Origin of the sequence: Brucella haematophila, from assembly GCF_005938105.1 — a bacterium.
Lineage (GTDB): Bacteria > Pseudomonadota > Alphaproteobacteria > Rhizobiales > Rhizobiaceae > Brucella > Brucella haematophila.
Map to the genome: position 1 here is coordinate 1 of NZ_VCPE01000032.1, position 17,745 is coordinate 17,745.

The following is a 17,745-nucleotide window of genomic DNA, read 5'->3' on the forward strand; positions in this document are numbered from 1 at the left end:
GCCCGCAGAAGTCTTCCGACAAAAACTCATCGCAAACAGACATCGTTTTGCGTAAACTCAAATCGAAAAGTCGCGCTTCAGCCTGACCTCACAGGGCTATTTAGTAATGCGACAGTTGGGCCAGTTAGAGATGCGACGTGTCGCCTCTTGAGGTGCTGGTCAATGTCAACGTTGGAGGCAAGGATGACGATCTTCAGTCTGGTTGAGACCATGAGCGGTTGGAGTCGTCATGCCCTGTTTGATCACCATGTCGCAGAAAGAATTGCATCGCCTCGAAGTCGTCCAGAAGATCCGTGATCTACGCCTGAGCGTTGTCCAGGCGGCTGAGCTGCTTGGCCTCAGTCGAAGTCAGGTTCACAGGCTGCTGCAAGCCTATGACCGGGATGGTCCAGCTGGCCTCGTTTCCAAGAAGCGATCGCGTCCGAGCAACCGGCGTCACAGCGAGGATTTCCGTAATACGGCGCTGGACCTGATCCGCGAACGCTATCTGGATTTCGGTCCGACGCTGGCGCGCGAGAAGCTGATCGAACTGCACCGGATCTCTGTTGCCAAGGAGACGCTGCGGCAATGGATGACCGAGGCCGGCATCTGGATCTCGCGCCGGGAGCGCAAGAAACGGGTTTTCCAGCCACGCGGCCGGCGCGACTGCTTTGGCGAACTGGTGCAGATCGACGGCTCGCATCACTGGTGGTTCGAGAACCGCGGCCCCAAATGCGCCCTGCTCGTCTACATCGATGACGCCACCGGCAAGCTCTTGCATCTTCGCTTTGCCGGATCGGAAAATACGTTCGACTATCTGCATGCGACGAAGGCTTATCTGCAGCAATGGGGCAAGCCGCTGGCTTTCTACAGCGACAAGCACGGCGTTTTCCGCTCGCTCCATGCGTCGAAGAAAGACCGGACGAGCGGTCTGACGCAGTTCGGCCGGGCGCTTTACGAGCTCAACATCGACATCATCTGTGCCAACACCCCACAGGCCAAAGGCCGTGTGGAACGTGCCAACCAGACGCTGCAGGATCGGCTGGTCAAGGAGATGCGGCTGCGCGGCATCGACACTATCGAGGCCGCCAATGCCTATGCCACTGAGTTCATTATGGATTTCAACACTCGCTTCGGCAAGCAACCACGCAATCCGAAGGACATGCACCGGCCACTGGCCGAGCATGAGAACCTTGATGGCGCCATGTGCCGCAAGGAAGTCCGCACCCTTTCGCAGTCATTGACGCTGCGCTACGACAAGGTGCTGTTCATTCTCGACCCGACCGAGATTTCCAGGCCATTGGCGGGCCAGAAGGTGATCGTCTGCGATTATCCGGACGGCCGGCTCGAGATCATGCACGAGAGCTTTTCCCTGCCCTACAGAACCTTCGACACGTTGCGCTCGGTGCATCGTGCGGAGGTTGTCGATAACAAGCGGCTGGACGACATGCTGTCAATTGTCGCCGAGATGCAAGCTGGACGCGAAGAGAAACGGAGCGGCCCGCGCCGAACAGGTCAGACAAACCATATGTTTGGCATACGCGATGGCAGCGTCGGTAATGGTTATCAGAAACGTGGGCGCAAGCCGGGACGCAGGACCGATTTCATGAACGATCCGGAGGTCATTGCCAGACGTGAGAAGGCGCTGGCGCGAATAGAAGCTGGGAAATGAGGTTGACCAACGCGGGCATTATATGCTGGAGAGCCCGAACATTTTTCGTATACTCACTCCATGAAAGAAGAGCTAATCTTTGAGTTATGGCTTGATCCCGAACCTGATGGCCAAATGCTCCCTGGGCTTTGCCAAGCTGGCCCTATGGGGGACGGATTTCGATCACTTCTCAACGAAGGGGCAATTCGCGTCGGGACTTTGAGTGGGCACAGCCATTTTGATGTGATGACCAGATATTGGAAATATCAAGGGTGGGGCGAATACAAGACGGAGCATTCTGAGGATTACCAGCCGTTCCCGGAACAATGGCTCCATATCCAACGCTCTCATTTGAGCACCGCTGAGGCGGTGATCTCGGAGGAAAGCTAAAGCCCGAAGAGGCGTTCCCTTATCCGCCCCCGATCTGCCCTTGCAACCCTGACCAGCCGGTCAGATCGGGGGCTTGGCGCTGCGTCCTTCATCAAGAAGTGTCGCATTTCTATCTGGCCACCGGTGTCGCATCTCTACCCAGCATTGACAGCTCCTGTGTATGAAATGACTATTCTAAGTCTTCTTGAAGAATCGTATTCGTCACGTGAATATCGGTTGTTTCAAGCCGTTCCGGCCCCAGATTGATAAATTTGTGAGGTATATTCGCTGGACCAAACACAATCTGTCCGGCGCTTACTTCCAGCTGCTCTTCACCAACTGTAAACAGCGCGCGCCCTTGGCGGATGATAAATATTTCATCATATGGATGCTGATGCAGTTTAGGTCCACGACCAACTTCATCAGTGGTATAAAATATTACAGACACATTCGCTCCGAAGTAGTTACCTTCAAACTCACCTTTCCAGACATCCGGCTTTTCTGCCCATTGATCACGATTCAGAATTACAGCTTTTCTCGTCATAAAATGCTCCTTTTCAAAAAAATTTAATCTATAGTTTTCTCACTGCCCAGACCAATTTATTGCTGTTTTGGCGTGTTTTTGGTTTGTGAAAAGCCACGCCTTTAGTTCTTGTTTTAGGTCGATTTCTTATGATGTATAATCAGACTGTTGCCCGTTAAGCGGCACAACTAACCTATGCGCATGAGCGATAAAGTCGTTGTAGCGTTGCAATCATATCGTCAAAGGATTTATCCAGTGTCACGCGTGTTGAAGTGGTTGGTCGAAAATATGTCGAACGACCGCGCGGTTCTTTCTGCAAATATCCAGCACTCACTAGTTCTCGTGTCTTACGATGCACTGTCGATATTGGAAGATCAAGCACCATAGCAATGGCAGAAAGATCGTAAAGCCTTTGCTGCATTTCTCCTACGATTACAGTTCGGATGATCAGGCAATCAAGCGGACCACCCCACATCCCCGTCTCAATTGCATAGAAACGGTTAAGGCATTCGATGATTTGTGTTTGTATAATTGACCGTATCTGTTGTTGATCAAATGGAGCCGTAGCAAAGTCTCTGTTTGTCATTAATGATCCCGAACATAACTCTATTTCTGTTTCATTTGAAGACTTCGTATTCTTGTTTCCATAATGGAAACATCCGGCAAATTTCATCTTTACTGCATGATACCATAATTTTAGCACGCCCGCGATGAGGCGCATGGTTTGCGTAAGGAGGAACTGTGGTTAAGCACATATTGGTGGTTGGCGGTGGTATCGGTGGCACAATGACGGCGAACAGCATTGTGTCAAAGCTCTATCCCGAAATATCACGAGGGCAAATCAAGGTCAGTATGCTGTCAGATTCGCCTTGGCACTACTATAAACCGGCTTTCATGTATGTCGCATTCGATATGTTTTTTGAAGGTGAACTGCGCCGCAAACAGCGAACTTTACTGCGACCAGAAATCGACTTTCATATCGACAAAGTTGCTAGCTTCGATTTTGCCGGCTCAAGAGTTAAGACTGCCAGCGGCAAGACTATCGGCTACGATTACATCGTTGTTTCAACGGGTTGCCTGCCCGCCCCTGAACGCATTCCCGGTTTGAAAGAAAGTGGTAATCACTTCTATCAATATGATCCAGCGCGTCAGCTTGCAGATAAATTGCGTGGCTTTGAAAAAGGGCGAATATTTATTACCGTCAACTTCCCCAAAACACCGAATGTGCCCCATCAATGCGGTATAGCGCCAATGGAAACCACGCTTATGGTGGATGAGTATCTGCGCCGCAAGGGCGTGCGCGATGCAGTCGAGATTGTCTACACATATCCAACGATTTCTCAGCTTTTGCGAAACTGTCTTTTTCTGCAAAAGGAGGTGTGTGAAGTCTTGCCGCCTGTATTTGAAAGCAAAGGCATCAAGCATCAACGTGGTTTCACCCTTCAATCCGTTGATACGGAAAGAAAAGTGGCGCGATCAGAAGAAGGTGGCGAAGAGAATTTTGATCTTCTGTTGAGCACTCCTCCGATCAGGGCCGTTGATGCTGTTCTTGAAAGTGGTATTTCGCAAGCTCCCAATAATGAAGGCTGGCTACCGACAGATCGCCAGACTTTACAACTGGAAGGCTTTAGCAACGCCTATATTATGGGTGATACGGTAGACTTGCCAATCAGTAAGGCTGGTGGCTCTTGTCACAACCAATGCCCGGTCATCGCCAACAATATTGCGGGTGATATCCGTATTGGACGCACGGTCGATGCGTATGATGGCAAAGTTCAGGCCGTAGCTCAGATGGGGCTCGAGGCGGGTATGCCGCTTTGGTACAATTATGACGAGGATGTCCACCCTACGCCACCGACTAAGGTTGGAGGCCTCCTTCGTAAAGCGTTCAACCGTGGCATCTATTGGTCTGTTGCACGCGGTATCATCTGAAGCGTTTATAACGTTCAGATAGTTTAGTGGGGAAAGATAATATGGTTAAATCCAGTCAAACTGTTGCAGAAACACCTGTGAAACATGCCGCGCATTCGCCACTACAGATGGACGAAGCGACGGAACGTGGCCTTGCCGATCTTATCGAAAAGGCTGCGCCTCTGCTTCAGGGACGCCGTTTTCACAATATCGTTGATCTGCTGTCATTGGCATCAGATGCTGTCGACATGTCTGATGATGCAATGATCCAGAAACTTATGAAGACCTATGAGGAAACCGTTGGTGGCGCATGGGCTCTGGGTAATGCGGCACGTTTTGCACAAAATGAAGCGGCGACTTTGCCTGTGCCTGGCCTTTTAGGCCTAATGCGTGCTGCGGGTAATGAGGATACACGTCGCGGATTGCATTTTGTCATTCGCTTCCTTGCCGTATTAGGACGCCAGATGCGCGATGATAGTCATGATGATGGAGTGCAATGAGCAACGATGAAAATCTAGCGGCACTCTATCAAGAAAGAGTGCGTTATTGGGCAGCGAAGGTTCGCAATGACCGCAGGCTTGTTGATCCTGAGATTACGATTACACGCACCACTCCCCTGTGCGGTAGTTTATTGACGCTAGATGTGAAGCAAGACAGCGGTACTATCCTCGCCTTAGGTTACAAAGCGCGCGCCTGCACATTAGGAATGGCATCTGCGGCCATAGTCATTGAAAAAGCTCCCGGCGTATCTTTTAGTGAGTTGAGAGAGGTGCAAAGGATACTTGGTAATCTTTTAGTGGGAGAGAATGTTATCTTCCCTGTTTTCTGGGAGGAACTCGCTATATTTTCCGCCGCTCAAGCCTTCCCTACGCGCCATGGCTCCATCATGTTGCCTTTTGATGTGCTGAATGAAGCTGCAACCAAATTAATATAATAACAAAAATGGCGCGGCTTTTATTAAACTGAAAAGCCACGCCATTTGTTTTGATTTAAGCCGATTTCTTATGATGTATCAGCGGACGGTTGCCCGATAATTTTCGCATCAACACGTAGAATACCGGCGTCATAAATATGCCGAACAGCGTTACACCGATCATACCGGAGAAAACCGCGAACCCCATTGCCGTACGCATTTCCGCACCGGCACCAGTGGACAACACCAGCGGTACCACGCCCATGATAAACGCCATGGAGGTCATAAGGATCGGACGCAACCGGATTTTACTGGCTTCAATCGCCGCCTGAACGGGTGTTCTGCCTTCAAACTCCAGCTCTCTGGCAAATTCCACAATCAAAATTGCGTTCTTCGCCGACAAGCCCACCAGAACCACAAGCCCAATCTGCGTGAAGATATTATTATCACCACCCGTCAGCCACACGCCGGTTAATGCTGCCAGCACGCCCATTGGTACAATCATGATAATCGCAATTGGTAGCATCAGACTTTCATAAGTAGCAGCCAAAACGAGGAACACCAGCAGCAGTGCCAAAGGAAACACGACAACACTCGAATTACCGGCAAGAATTTGCTGGTAAGTCAGATCTGTCCATTCAAAACTGATGCCCTGAGGCAGAGTTTCTTTCGCAATCGTTTCAATTGCAGCCTGCGCCTGCCCCGAAGAAAAGCCCGGTGCCGGAGCGCCGTTAATATCGGCAGCCAAGAAGCCGTTATAGCGTGTTGTGCGTTCTGGCCCAGTTGTGCCGTCCACTTTCATGAGTACTGATAGCGGGATCATTTCTCCTGATTGTGAGCGCACCTTCAGTTGGCCAATATCTTCAGGCTTGGCACGAAACGCCGCATCAGCCTGCACACGAACGCTGTATGTACGGCCGAATGCATTGAAGTCGTTGACGTAAAGCGAGCCGAGATAGATCTGCAATGTTTCAAACACATCCGTCACTGAAACACCAAGCTGCTGTGCTTTCACACGATCCAGATCGGCATAAAGTTGCGGCACATTGATCTGGAAGCTTGAGAAAAGACCAGCCAGTTCTGGAGTTTGATAGGCCTTGTTCAAGAAAGCCTTAGTTGCATCATCTAGCGCCTGATAGCCAAGCCCTGCCCGATCTTCGATCTGTAGTTTGAACCCGCCTGTCGAGCCAAGACCATTAACCGGCGGTGGCGGAAACATCGCAATAAATGCATCCTGAATGCCTGCATATTTCTGGTTGAGCTGCATTGCAATCGCATTACCGGTCAGGTCTGGTGATTTGCGCTTGTCAAAATCATCGAGAATAGCAAATACGATACCGGAGTTGGAGCCAATGGTGAAACCGTTGATCGACAAACCGGGGAAAGCAATAGCATGTGCTACGCCCGGCTGTTGCATCGCGATATCACTCATTTTCTTGATCACATCTTCTGTGCGGTCAAGCGTGGCACCATCTGGTAACTGAGCAAAACCGATCAGATATTGCTTATCCTGTGCCGGAACAAAACCACCTGGTACGGCATTGAATGCGACATAAGTTGCGCCGATCAAAGCCAGATAAATGCCCATCACCAGCGATTTACGCGAAACAAGACCGGTGACGCCGCGGGCATATTTGTTGGATGCTGCACCGAAAACACGGTTAAAGCCGCGGAAGAACCAGCCAAAAACGCGATCCATACCACGGGTCAGCCAGTCTTTAGGCGCATCGTGGCTTTTCAGCAGAAGCGCTGCCAATGCCGGTGATAATGTCAGTGAGTTAATTGCGGAGATGACGGTTGAAATCGCAATCGTCAGCGCGAACTGGCGATAAAACTGACCGGAAAGTCCGCTGATGAAAGCAAGCGGCACAAAAACAGCAACCAGCACGAGCGCAATCGCAATAATCGGGCCCGATACTTCCTTCATCGCCTGATAGGTTGCCTCTCGCGGAGCTAGCCCATTTTCGATATTACGCTCGACATTTTCAACCACCACAATGGCATCGTCGACCACGATACCAATGGCCAGCACCAGCCCGAACAGCGTTAGCGCGTTAATCGAAAATCCGAAAGCATACATCACCGCAAAAGTACCGATAATCGACACCGGCACAGCAAGCAACGGGATGATCGACGCACGCCAAGTTTGCAGAAACAGGATCACCACAAGCACAACAAGTGCTACAGCTTCCAGCAGCGTATCGACAACCTTTTCGATTGATGCACGTACGAATTTCGTGGTGTCGTAAACGATCTCATATTTCACGCCGTCAGGCATGGAGAGTTGCAACTGCTCCATTGTTGCGTGAATATTATCGGCAATCTCAATCGCGTTTGAACCCGGTGCCTGAAGCACCGCAATCGCAACTGCCGGCTTGCCGTCGAGCAGTGAGCGCAATGTGTAATCCGCTGCACCCATCTCAACACGCGCCACGTCTTTGAGGCGGGTCACCTCACCGGCTGCGCCGGTTTTAACAATAATTTCGCCGAATTCTTCCGGTGTGTGCAACCGCCCCTGAGCGTTCACATTGAGCTGTAAATTTACACCGGCGGGCGTTGGTGAAGCACCGATGATACCAGCAGCAGCCTGCACATTTTGTGCGCGGATGGCGTTGGAAATATCGCTGGCAGCGGTTGTGTCGCAAAGTTTTTGAGTTTGACTGATTTTATTGAAGTCTGGTAGGTTCGGTTGATAATGAGCGGAGCCGGATAATGGTCGTTTTCAAAGGGGCGCAGTTTCCCAAAAGTGTCATCCTGCACGCTGTTTTCTTTTACGTGCGCTATCCGGTTTCTTATCGCGACCTTCAGGAGATTCTGGCTGGGCGCGGTATATCTGTCGATCATGCAACGTTGAACCGATGGGTTGTTCGGTACTCACCGCAGATTGCCGCTCAGGCTCAGATGCGCAAACGGCCCACAGCCAGTTCGTGGCGTGTGGACGAAACCTACATCAAGGTTAAGGGCAAATGGACTTACCTATACCGAGCCGTTGATCGCGATGGCCAAACGCTTGATTTCATGCTGTCTGAGCGCCGGGATCTGGCTGCGGCGCGCAGGTTCTTTAAGAAGGCCATTGCCACCAACGACGTTCCTGAGAAAGTAGTTATTGACAAGAGCGGAGCCAATCTGGCCGGGCTGCAAGCCGTCAACACCATCCTGAAATTCACTGGAACGGGCGACATAATTGAAATCCGGCAGATCAAATATCTCAATAATATCCTTGAGCAGGACCACCGCTTTATCAAACGGATCACCAAACAAATGATGGGCTTCAAAGCATTCCATTCCGCCTCAGCCACCATCGCGGGCATCGAAGTAACCCACATGATCCGTAAAAACCAGTTTGCAAACGACAACCGCTCGCCATTTCAGGTCTTTGCGGAGCTCGCAGCATAACTGCGTTCAGAAGTAAGGCCGCTTATATCCTTCCAAAAACTTTGCGACAGAACCCGAGCGTCAGCCCATGGGTGGGCACGCGAACATCCATGTGTGCGTCGTGGAGCACAAGGTCTTCGACGTGCACTAGTTCACCGGAGACCCACATGCTGGCTGCCGCGTCGAAGAAATGACCGCGTTCAATGAATCCCTCCCCTACCCGGCTCCGCCGTACAGTTTCGTCCAGCCGGGCGAGTTGGTCCTCCGCCTTCGCCAGGGCTGGAAGCAGGCTCTGGAGGGGCAAATCGTCGATTTCATAAGCCATTGTGAATACGTTCTTTTATTTCTCATACGGAACCTATCACGGCTTTCAGTTCCGTCACACATGTATCTTTCTCTCGCGCGCGTACTGTAGAGAGGTGTTCGACCTCCACGATTGAACACCGTGGCCAGCGCTAAGACCCCGCAGCCAAAAACTGCTGATTTCGCAGGGGTTTTCGCCAGCCACCCGACAGGAAAAGCGCCTAGAGACGTTTACAAACGATCCTTTATCCGTATTTTCTGTATTTGGAAAACTGGACGATGGGCGACGCGGAGGCGCACCAAATGGCCGCAGACACACAAAATCGAGGTTCCCGTCGGCCACAGGGCCGGCTGATCGGCTATGCTCGCGTGTCCACGGACGGACAGGCGACAGAAGCGCAGGAGATGGAGCTGCGCTCGGCCGGCTGCGATGCGATCGTCCAGGAGCATGGTTCCGGCGCATCACGCGCGCGCCCTGCCCTATCGAAGCTTCTGCACGACATCAGTGCCGGTGACACCCTTGTCGTTGTCCGGATTGACCGCCTGGCGCGCTCGGTGAGCCATCTCCTCGAGGTGATCGAAGGCCTGACGGAAAAAGGCGTCCATTTTCGGTCCCTGCGAGACCCGATCGATACCACCACGCCGCAGGGCATGTTTTCGCTTCAGGTCCTGGGCGCCGTGGCCCAGTTGGAACGCTCACTGATCTCCGAACGCACCAAAGCCGGCATAAAAGCTGCGAAGGCAAAAGGTCGACTGCCAGGAAACCCCGGTATTCGCGAGCGCCGACCAGAGGCGCTTGCCAAGATGACGGCCGCGCAGAAGGCAGCGTACGGAACACGCATTCAGGCCACGGCCAATCAATGGCTTCCGACTGTAAAGCGGATGCGACCCGACCATACCTGGGACGACATTGCCCGTGTCCTAAAACAGCGCGGGTTCGACTGGACGCCAGAGCGTCTACGCCGGGCGGTCAAATGGATGATCTCCGAAGGCATGACCGATGCGGCACTGCTTCGCAAATCCCCTCCCCGGCTTCCGGAAGATCGCCTGATGACGCTGGTGGCTGGCATCCATGCATCCAATCCCAGACTGACATTGCGCGAAATCGCTAGCCAACTTGAGCGTTTGCATGAGCGCACACCACGCGGCGGAACCAAATGGGCTCCATCATCGGTCAAGAACCTGCTGGATCGCGCGAGACGTTCTGGACTCCTGGTCAGCTTAGCGGCTTGACCCGCCGCTAAGCCAGATCCACAAAATGACGCTTTCCTGTCAGGGAAGGCCGTACCAGGCACCCCGGCCAGCACCATGCAATTGCAGATGGCCTTGCTCGGCAAGCGACTTGAGATGATCCTTGACCGTGTTGCGGCTGATCCCGCTCACTCTCACAATCTCGGAAATCGTCACCCTGCCGTGTTCGCGAACCAGTTCGAGGATCAGAACGGATAGTTCGGGAAGCGCGGCAACCATCACCCGCTCGCGCTCCATCTTCTTCTCGAGCCGGCCCTTCTGCCGCTGCATCGCCCGCAAAAAGAACTCCAGCCACGGATTCCAGTCGGGCGTATCGGAGCGGATTGTCCGTTGGGTGCGCCGCAAGGCCAAATAGTAGCTGTCCTTGCTCTGCTCGATGACGCTTTCCAGAGAGCTGTACGGGACATAAGCGTAACCGGCCCGCAACAAGAGAAGCGTGGTCAGGACCCGTGATAAGCGACCGTTCCCATCCTGAAAGGGATGGATCTCGAGAAACACCACAACGAAGATCGCAATGACCAGCAAAGGGTGGAGCATAGCATTCTCCTCCTCCGCCGCGACCCAGGCGACCAACTCAGCCATGCGCTGTGGCGTGTCGAACGGCGTCGCGGTTTCGAACACCACTCCCAGGCTTTTGCCTTCTTCATCAAAGGCTTCGACATGATTGGCCAGAACCTTGTATGAGCCACGATGGCGCTCATCCTTACCGGAATAGGCCAGCAGATCGCGATGAAGCTGCTGAATGTGGCTCTCTTTCAGGGGAATTGCATCGTAGGCGCCGAAGATCGACTCCATGACGTCGGCGTAACCAGCAACCTCCTGCTCGTCACGCGTTGCGAACGTGCCGATCCGGATATTCGCCAGCAGGTTTTCTACTTCCCTGTCGCTAAGCCGCGCACCCTCGATGCGGGTCGAGGAACCGATGCTTTCGATCGTGGCCACCCGTCTCAGGCTGGACAAACGCTCCGGCGCGATCCGTCCGATTGCCCGCCACGCACCCTTGAATTCGTCGATCTCCGCGATCAGCGACAGTATCTCGGGCGTAATGTGAAGCGTCGAAGCTTTCAGCGCCATTCTATTGATCCATCCATTTCCACCCATTCACTATGGTGAGTGCGGCTCCGTTTGTCCACCCATTTTCATCCATTCTAGGCGGCTGCATGGTGCGACATGACTATCGACGGAGCCGCCAGCACGTGCTTACGCATCGGATCTACAAAGGCTTGCCCCCAACGTCTTGCTAACCAGTAAACCGCCCTCGCCCGCTTCTCGTGCAAAGCTTTCTGGCTTTATAACGCCCTGCGCTTGCTTCGAGGCATCGAGTTTTGCCCGCAAAAGGGCCATGATCATCGGCCAGGCGGAAAATTTGCCATCCCTGGCCCGCTCGGTCAGGCTACGGAGATAGCCGCCAGCGTTGTTGATCTGGTCGGATCGCTGATATATCCCCGCCAGCGTGATTGCGGCTTGCTGCTCGCCCAGTATTTCGCGGGCCTCGCTCCAGGCGCTTGGGCTGATCCCGAGCTGCGGCCGGGCCAATTCCGCTGCGGCCAGCAAGTCGCGCCAGTGCCGGATTTGACCGTCCTTCATCAACCACAACAGATTTGGGCAGGCATCCAGCACGATCCCCAATGGCAACTCCCGTCTCGGCAAACTCCGTACATTGTCAGTTTCCGCGCCGCTGCCGCCCGCTTCATTCTTATTTCGAAAGCCCTGTTCAGATTCAGATATAGAGTCTGGTTTTGAATTCTGTATGTGACATCCGGAATGGGACTCATTGGCGTCCATATTCTGTGTTTTAGTGAATGCTTCCAATGCTTCACGGATCTCGTGCCACAGGCTCTCAAGGTCCCCCGAGATTGCTTCGAGGACCTGACGTGGTGCCGTCCGCGGGATCCGACTGACAATGCCCTGATAGTTCAGGTGCACCCTGCCCCAGTTGGCTGGAACGCCCTCCTCAATGCCGGTCTCGATCATCTTGACGATGTCGCGACGCAGAAGGGTCAATCGCTCCTTGACGACACGGAATGCCTTCTTCTCGGTCTGTACGGCCTCTGCCACGGATTTGTATTCCTCCGCCCGCGCGACGATCGGCGACAGATCGAAGCCATACGCTTGCTCGATCTCACCACCTCGCCCCTTACGGGCAAAGCGCTTACCGTTCGGGCTGTCCCTGCGAATGATGATACCGCAATCCACTAGCACGCCGAGGTGCCGGCGCAGTGTTGTCGCGGGCATCCCATTGGCGCGCGCCATCAGCTGTTCATTCGAGGGCCAGACGATCAACTCTCCATCACCCCGGAGGGTGGTCTCCGGGTGAAACGAAAGCAGCGCGTGCAGGATTGCCAGCGCCCTATCCGTCGCTCCAAGAGGCAGGCGTGCTTCCTTGATATGCTGGAAGACGTGCCACTTGTGAACGGCTGCCTCCTCGGGCATCACCTTTGCGGCCATCTGACTTGACAACATGCCAAGCGTCATCGGTCGCCGCCCAAAGGGTGTCGTTGAAATCTGTGTCTGCATTGTCCTTCACCTATCGCTAGGCAAAAGAAATTGACTCACCGAAACGACGTTTTCCGTCGCGGACTCTTGACTGCGATTCGCGGAAGTGCGATTCTCTGGGTGCTAACTTGGAGAAGGGCTTCCGAACGATGTTTTGGGGGCCTTTTTCTTTTGCTTCGTTTCGATCTCCTGCTTAGTGTCAGTTCGCCACTATCCGACGCTCTTGCGATATTCCGCATAGAGTCGTGGGACCTCGTTCAAGACGAATTCGGCAAATTCGGGGGACGCCTTCCGATCGACGCTGAGCGTCACTTTCTGCCTCGTCTGAGAAATTCTACCCACTTCGTTGCCCTGGTGAGTGACAGGCACTTCGTCCTTCGGAGCGAGCGCACCGTCCTTGAGAGCCTTCGCAACTACCTCGAAGCGCTCCTTCGACTGAAGCAGCTCGAACCCAGGACAATTGGCCGCGTTCAGCGCTTGCTTCGCGCGCTGTTTGTCTGACGCCAGCATGTCTGCCAATGCCATCCAATTGCGACGGCCTACGCCGTGTGCGGGGCCGATGGCATCGATCAAGTCCTCGGGAATCTTCGCCGCGACAGCCAGCATGTTTGAAAGATCACTCTTATAGATCGCCAAGGCTGACATAATCACGTCACGCGGAAACTGCTTTTCGAGGCGTTGTGCGAAGCGAACTTTCTCGATGTAGGAGAGGTCCTGCCGCTCGTTGTTCTCCTGCCCTTGAGCAATGACCAGTTCTTGGTCGCTCATTGGCCTAACGACGGCCTTTACCGGCCGCTCCAGTGCGATCGCAGCTCGCAGTCGGCGATGTCCAAATGCAACTTGATATCTTGCAGCATCGTCGGGGTGAGGTCGAACCAAGATAGGAACCTGTTGTCCCTCATTTCTGATCGAGTCCACGAAACCGCGAAAAGCTTCATCATCGGACAACATTCGGTCTGGGATAAACGAGGGCTCTACGTCGGCTACGTCGAGTTCGACTATAATCTGCCCCGACAGGAGCTTCCTCTCAATATCGTCCGCTCGTTTCGAACGCTCACTGAGTTCACCGAGCGACTGACCAAGGGCGCCAACTGGTGTAGCGTCGCTCGGATCGGTCAAATCAGGCGAACCAAGAAGAGGTCGCAGCCGTGACGGCCGGCGTGGGCCCTGGTCTTCCTGCGAGACTGCAGGCACGGTATCGCCGGTTTGATCTGTCGGCTTTTGCGACAGGTTACCAAAGATCTGCTTCCGACTCATGCGGCTCTACCCCATGCTTTCTTGATAAGCGCCTCGATCTCAGCGTTGACACTTTCAACAGACTCCAACGCTCTGTCGTAGGTCGACCGCGTAAACTGACTTCTCTCCACCTCGAAAATGGTTTGGTTGGTAAGACCGGCGTCCGAAATCGCGGTGCTCTTGAGCATCGGGTGATTGAGGACGTGATCACCAAAAATCGAGCGCAAAAAGGCGACCATTTGGTTTTGCGGGCCATCGCTCGGCTCAAAGCGAGTCACCAGGTACTTCATCCAGAGATATTGCGACGACGCACCTGCCCTACTGATTTCTTCAAGAAGATCTCCCGTCATCGCCAGGAACTGGCTCATCGACATTACGTCCAGCATCTGCGGATGAATGGTGATCAGAACCGACGTCGCGGCGGTAAGCGCTGACATCGTCAAAAAACCTAGTTGCGGCGGGCAATCGATTACCACGACATCGTACAGCTTTTGGACTTGAGAAAGCGCCTGCCCAATGCGCGCAAAGAACAGAGTGTCGCCCGGCGCGCGAGTCATGAGGGCCCTTGGCGTATCGTGCTCAAACTCCATCAGCTCGAGATTTCCAGGCACCAGATGGAGATCTGGGATGTAGGTTGCTCTGACAATCTCGGCGATCGGACGTCTCTCGTCGCCGTACCGAATCGCTCCGTACAGCGTTTCGTTGGACCCGACATCGAGTTCGGGCTGATGTCCGAACAGCGCGGAGAGGCTGGCTTGCGGGTCCAAGTCGATAGCGAGGACGCGGTAGCCGCGAAGTGCAAGATACTGAGCGAGGTGGGCCGTCGTCGTCGTCTTTCCCGATCCCCCCTTGAAGTTCATGACTGTGATGACCTGGAGCTGCTCAGACCCGGAGCGCCACGGCAAATACCGCTTACTTCCCCGCGCCCCGCTGTCCAGCGACTTCCGAATCTCATGGATCGCGTCGACCGAATATGTACGGCGCCCTCCCGCCGAGATGTTACTAATGTGAGGCATTTCGCTAGCGACTTGTCGGAGGTAGCCTTCAGTGATTCCGATCAGCTTTGCGGTCTCGGCCGGCGAAAAATTACGAATGCCCTTTTCCGAGTCTGGCTGAAATGTGTTAGCATGGTGCGCTTGCAACTCGGAGGACAGCGCCGCTGAGTGACGCTGAATGAGGGTTTTGAGTTCATCGGTCACGTTGGCTGACGCTGGCGCTTTAGCAGTGGTCTCCATGAAGTTCTTCCATTCCTGCGGCAGTTGCGGAAAATTTGCGAGATTGCGAAAAACTCCGCAGGTGGGCGAACTATGCCCGATTCTTTCTATTCTGCAACAAAATAAAGGTTAACAAGACTTTAACGTCCGCAGGTCACCGCATTCCCGAGAGAAGTTAGCCGCGGCTAACTGGTATCCAGGCCCTTTGTCGACGCGGTACTCGTCGACTTCGCGTAACCCGGGCGCGATCATGTCCATGTGGAGGACAGACTCACCATCGTTTTGGTGCAATATACGTGCCATAGGCGCGGCGCCACTCGGCAGGTTTCATGAACTCACTCGCCCGCAGCCCTGCGCTCGCGACCTTCGCTTCACCTCGATCTCGGCATGCCCGGGTGGCGGATACTCCTGCTCTGGTACAGCCAGGACATACATCTCCTGCCCGAGACCAGAAGCTGCTATGTCCCTTCCATCGACGTAGCACTGCGCGCGATACCCTCCCCTGAGAGCACACGCGTCGGCCGGCACTCGACCTCCTTGAGCAAGGTGCGAGATGCGAGCCACCAGGTTGCCACTGCGCCGCATGGCCAGTCCACATCTCCAAGTTGAGCCTTCTGCCGAAGTTCGCAGGCATCGACCGCCTCCAGGCGTATCCAGGTTGCTGTGCGATGACGCCCCCGTCGCCCTGCTTCAAATCGAATGTGACGCCGTCGTAGATCTGAGCTTTGCCTGCAATCAATTCCGGCAATCCCCGTGTTGCCTGGCAATGGCTGGTTCAGCCCAAATCCAGCATAGGGGTAACACCGCTCGACCGGCTCAAGCAGGGGCATGTATCCGAAGTTCTCGATGCAGCAGAACCTGATTTCGCCTGATCGGGAAACTCGATCCAAAAGTTGTCGCGGACCTGGCGCTTCCGTTCTGGCCCAAGGCCCATGCTGCGACGCCGCTCGGCATGGGGTTCGGCCAGACGCGCTTCGCGGCCTCCGACAATTCCTTCCAGTTGATCTATCTCGCCGGTAATTTGGCCACAGCGATCGCTGAGACCGTCGTCCGCGACCGGTTCGAAGGGAAAGCCAAGCGCGTTCTCGACATTACCGAAGTCGAAGACTTGGTCGTGTTGGAAGTGTCGGCCAGAGCGCCGCTCACGGTCGTAGACCTGCGCACGACGGGCCTGCTCAAGCTTGGCATAACGACCACTGCCGCCCGGGCCAAGGGCCAGACCGTCGGTCGCCGTCTCAGCAAGGCCCTATATGACCACTTCGCAGTCGATGGCGTGCTCTATTCATCCCGCCTGACGTCGGCTGAGTGTCTCGCCGTTTATGATCGCGCCGTCAAACCCAAATTGCAATCAACTGCGGCGGTAAGCCTTGCGCGGCACGCTGACCTCGTCACGGCCCTGACGACGATAAATGTATCCGTGAGGGGGCTCGCATAAATAGAGACATCGATATCGGCGAGTCCGCGCCATTCGCGCATGGGCGAACGAGCAATTTTCTCAAGGCTGGCCACGCAATTGTTGATTTTGTAGCGAGGTCAGACCTCAGGAAGCCAGATTGGGAAAAACCACTCGGATATTGGTGATCTTTACTCTTCCGGCCTGGACTTTTCTTACTTGGTCGTCCGATAAACTGTATTTGCGCGCGCCGTTTAGGGCTCACAAAAGATCTAAATTCGGGTAATGACATCAAACATATTGGGGGAATAATCAAATGAAGGCTGGACCGGTCGAAATCGGGACTCTTCTCCAAAATCGAAACAGATACTGCGTGCCTATCTATCAGCGCCATTACGTCTGGGACAAATCAAAGCAATGGGAACCGTTTTGGCAGGACATCCGGACCAAGGCCATTGAACGTCTCGCCGGGCGCGATCGCAGATTCTCACATTTTATGGGCGCCGTGGTTCTGGAAAGTCGGGCCAAGCCATCAGTTCGGCAGGTGCCATCATTTCAGGTTGTCGATGGCCAACAACGACTGACGACATTTCAGCTGTTCTTGACGGCGTCGCGCCACTACGCCCAGACCATCGGGCACGAAAGCGCCGAGGGCAACATCCGGCGCTACATCATGAACAGCGATCCCCATTTGATGGAGGATCCCGAGATCGAAGTGTACAAGGTTTGGCCAACCCAGGCCAACCGGCAGATGTTTATCGACATTGTCTCTTCCGAGAGCCGCGAGGCGCTGCGCACCAAATATCCTGCATATTGGTACAAGAAACGCGACCGGGACCAGATCGCCGAGTATGGCACCGTTCCGCGGGGTGTTGTCACGTTAACTGGGCTACAGTTGCCTGCCTGACGGTTTGGGCGTAATTTTTGGCGATGCAGACATCAGTTATCATCTTCAAGCGTCACCGTTTTCCGCCACAGATTATTGCTCATGCGGTGTGGCTTTATCTGCGGTTCAACCTTAGTCTGCGTGAAGTTGAGGAAATGCTGCTTGAGCGTGGAATCGACGTATCATACGAGACAGTTCGTCGTTGGATCGCCAAGTTCGGCCCCCAGATCACACGCAACTTGCGG

At 54.1% G+C, this 17,745-nt stretch carries 14 protein-coding genes and 3 pseudogenes; 9 read left to right on the forward strand and 8 right to left on the reverse strand.

Annotated features, from left to right (window positions below):
- Positions 1–229: 229 nt before the first annotated feature.
- Positions 230–1,651 (forward strand): ISNCY family transposase, encoded by a 1,422-nt coding sequence (locus FGI60_RS25385; protein ID WP_095444439.1) that lies wholly within the window; start codon positions 230–232, stop codon positions 1,649–1,651.
- A 538-nt stretch (positions 1,652–2,189) separates the two neighbouring features.
- On the opposite strand, the gene FGI60_RS25395 is transcribed toward FGI60_RS25385, so the two are convergent.
- Both FGI60_RS25395 and FGI60_RS25400 read right to left on the reverse strand, forming a co-directional pair.
- Positions 2,190–2,543: a cupin domain-containing protein gene (locus tag FGI60_RS25395; protein ID WP_138787493.1), complete on the reverse strand. Its 354-nt coding sequence runs from the start codon at positions 2,541–2,543 to the stop codon at positions 2,190–2,192.
- Between the two features lie 172 nt (positions 2,544–2,715).
- A complete protein-coding gene (locus tag FGI60_RS25400; protein WP_210238473.1) occupies positions 2,716–3,195 on the reverse strand; it encodes a helix-turn-helix domain-containing protein in 480 nt (159 codons plus the stop codon).
- A 68-nt stretch (positions 3,196–3,263) separates the two neighbouring features.
- Between FGI60_RS25400 and FGI60_RS25405 the strand changes: the two genes are divergently transcribed.
- The 3 genes from FGI60_RS25405 to FGI60_RS25415 are packed head-to-tail and all read left to right on the forward strand — an operon-like array spanning position 3,264 to position 5,367.
- Positions 3,264–4,454: an NAD(P)/FAD-dependent oxidoreductase gene (locus FGI60_RS25405; RefSeq protein ID WP_138787494.1), complete on the forward strand. Its 1,191-nt coding sequence runs from the start codon at positions 3,264–3,266 to the stop codon at positions 4,452–4,454.
- Positions 4,455–4,495: 41 nt separating this feature from the next.
- The gene (locus FGI60_RS25410) at positions 4,496–4,933 is read left to right on the forward strand and encodes a DUF1641 domain-containing protein (protein ID WP_138787495.1); all 438 of its coding nucleotides are present in this window, start codon (positions 4,496–4,498) and stop codon (positions 4,931–4,933) included.
- Positions 4,930–5,367 carry an iron-sulfur cluster assembly scaffold protein gene (locus FGI60_RS25415; RefSeq protein ID WP_138787496.1) on the forward strand — a complete coding sequence of 146 codons (438 nt, stop codon included), beginning with the start codon at positions 4,930–4,932 and terminating at the stop codon, positions 5,365–5,367. The genes FGI60_RS25410 and FGI60_RS25415 overlap by 4 nt, the downstream gene beginning before the upstream one ends.
- A 55-nt stretch (positions 5,368–5,422) precedes the next feature.
- Here the strand turns inward: FGI60_RS25415 and FGI60_RS25420 are convergent.
- Positions 5,423–7,978, reverse strand: a pseudogene (locus tag FGI60_RS25420) (efflux RND transporter permease subunit); the annotation flags it as partial.
- A gap of 80 nt (positions 7,979–8,058) precedes the next feature.
- Here FGI60_RS25420 and FGI60_RS25425 point away from each other — a divergent pair.
- Complete coding sequence (locus tag FGI60_RS25425; RefSeq protein ID WP_138787497.1) at positions 8,059–8,742, forward strand: IS6 family transposase; 684 nt, start codon at positions 8,059–8,061, stop codon at positions 8,740–8,742.
- A gap of 55 nt (positions 8,743–8,797) precedes the next feature.
- On the opposite strand, the pseudogene FGI60_RS25430 reads toward FGI60_RS25425, so the two are convergent.
- Positions 8,798–9,046: pseudogene (locus FGI60_RS25430) on the reverse strand (RHE_PE00001 family protein); the annotation flags it as partial.
- Positions 9,047–9,327: 281 nt separating this feature from the next.
- On the opposite strand from FGI60_RS25430, the gene FGI60_RS25435 reads away from it, so the two are divergent.
- Complete coding sequence (locus FGI60_RS25435; protein WP_138787498.1) at positions 9,328–10,257, forward strand: recombinase family protein; 930 nt, start codon at positions 9,328–9,330, stop codon at positions 10,255–10,257.
- A gap of 39 nt (positions 10,258–10,296) precedes the next feature.
- On the opposite strand, the gene FGI60_RS25440 is transcribed toward FGI60_RS25435, so the two are convergent.
- The 4 genes from FGI60_RS25440 to repA form a co-directional block, all read right to left on the reverse strand.
- Positions 10,297–11,349: a Fic family protein gene (locus FGI60_RS25440; RefSeq protein ID WP_138787499.1), complete on the reverse strand. Its 1,053-nt coding sequence runs from the start codon at positions 11,347–11,349 to the stop codon at positions 10,297–10,299.
- A gap of 126 nt (positions 11,350–11,475) precedes the next feature.
- Positions 11,476–12,792: a plasmid replication protein RepC gene (gene repC / locus FGI60_RS25445; protein WP_138787500.1), complete on the reverse strand. Its 1,317-nt coding sequence runs from the start codon at positions 12,790–12,792 to the stop codon at positions 11,476–11,478.
- A 189-nt stretch (positions 12,793–12,981) separates the two neighbouring features.
- Complete coding sequence (repB, locus tag FGI60_RS25450; protein WP_138787501.1) at positions 12,982–14,028, reverse strand: plasmid partitioning protein RepB; 1,047 nt, start codon at positions 14,026–14,028, stop codon at positions 12,982–12,984.
- Positions 14,025–15,242, reverse strand: a complete 1,218-nt coding sequence (gene repA, locus FGI60_RS25455) for a plasmid partitioning protein RepA (RefSeq protein ID WP_138787502.1) — start codon at positions 15,240–15,242, stop codon at positions 14,025–14,027. The genes repB and repA overlap by 4 nt, the downstream gene beginning before the upstream one ends.
- A gap of 883 nt (positions 15,243–16,125) precedes the next feature.
- Here repA and FGI60_RS25465 point away from each other — a divergent pair.
- From FGI60_RS25465 to FGI60_RS25475, 3 genes and pseudogenes are all read left to right on the forward strand, one after another.
- The gene (locus FGI60_RS25465; protein WP_328592679.1) at positions 16,126–16,656 is read left to right on the forward strand and encodes an RES family NAD+ phosphorylase; all 531 of its coding nucleotides are present in this window, start codon (positions 16,126–16,128) and stop codon (positions 16,654–16,656) included.
- A 274-nt stretch (positions 16,657–16,930) separates the two neighbouring features.
- Positions 16,931–17,521, forward strand: a complete 591-nt coding sequence (locus FGI60_RS25470) for a DUF262 domain-containing protein (protein WP_138787504.1) — start codon at positions 16,931–16,933, stop codon at positions 17,519–17,521.
- A gap of 23 nt (positions 17,522–17,544) precedes the next feature.
- Positions 17,545–17,745: pseudogene (locus FGI60_RS25475) on the forward strand (IS6 family transposase); the annotation flags it as partial.

What these genes read in the sequence shown, in the direction of transcription:
- repC (WP_138787500.1), bottom strand. Translation starts at nt 12,792, where the DNA reads ATGCAGACACAGATTTCAACGACACCCTTTGGGCGGCGACCGATGACG.
- FGI60_RS25440 (WP_138787499.1), bottom strand. Translation starts at nt 11,349, where the DNA reads ATGGCGCTGAAAGCTTCGACGCTTCACATTACGCCCGAGATACTGTCG.
- FGI60_RS25470 (WP_138787504.1), top strand. Translation starts at nt 16,931, where the DNA reads ATGAAGGCTGGACCGGTCGAAATCGGGACTCTTCTCCAAAATCGAAAC.
- FGI60_RS25415 (WP_138787496.1), top strand. Translation starts at nt 4,930, where the DNA reads ATGAGCAACGATGAAAATCTAGCGGCACTCTATCAAGAAAGAGTGCGT.
- repA (WP_138787502.1), bottom strand. Translation starts at nt 15,242, where the DNA reads ATGGAGACCACTGCTAAAGCGCCAGCGTCAGCCAACGTGACCGATGAA.
- FGI60_RS25425 (WP_138787497.1), top strand. Translation starts at nt 8,059, where the DNA reads ATGGTCGTTTTCAAAGGGGCGCAGTTTCCCAAAAGTGTCATCCTGCAC.
- FGI60_RS25385 (WP_095444439.1), top strand. Translation starts at nt 230, where the DNA reads ATGCCCTGTTTGATCACCATGTCGCAGAAAGAATTGCATCGCCTCGAA.
- FGI60_RS25395 (WP_138787493.1), bottom strand. Translation starts at nt 2,543, where the DNA reads ATGACGAGAAAAGCTGTAATTCTGAATCGTGATCAATGGGCAGAAAAG.
- FGI60_RS25435 (WP_138787498.1), top strand. Translation starts at nt 9,328, where the DNA reads ATGGCCGCAGACACACAAAATCGAGGTTCCCGTCGGCCACAGGGCCGG.
- FGI60_RS25410 (WP_138787495.1), top strand. Translation starts at nt 4,496, where the DNA reads ATGGTTAAATCCAGTCAAACTGTTGCAGAAACACCTGTGAAACATGCC.
- repB (WP_138787501.1), bottom strand. Translation starts at nt 14,028, where the DNA reads ATGAGTCGGAAGCAGATCTTTGGTAACCTGTCGCAAAAGCCGACAGAT.
- FGI60_RS25400 (WP_210238473.1), bottom strand. Translation starts at nt 3,195, where the DNA reads ATGAAATTTGCCGGATGTTTCCATTATGGAAACAAGAATACGAAGTCT.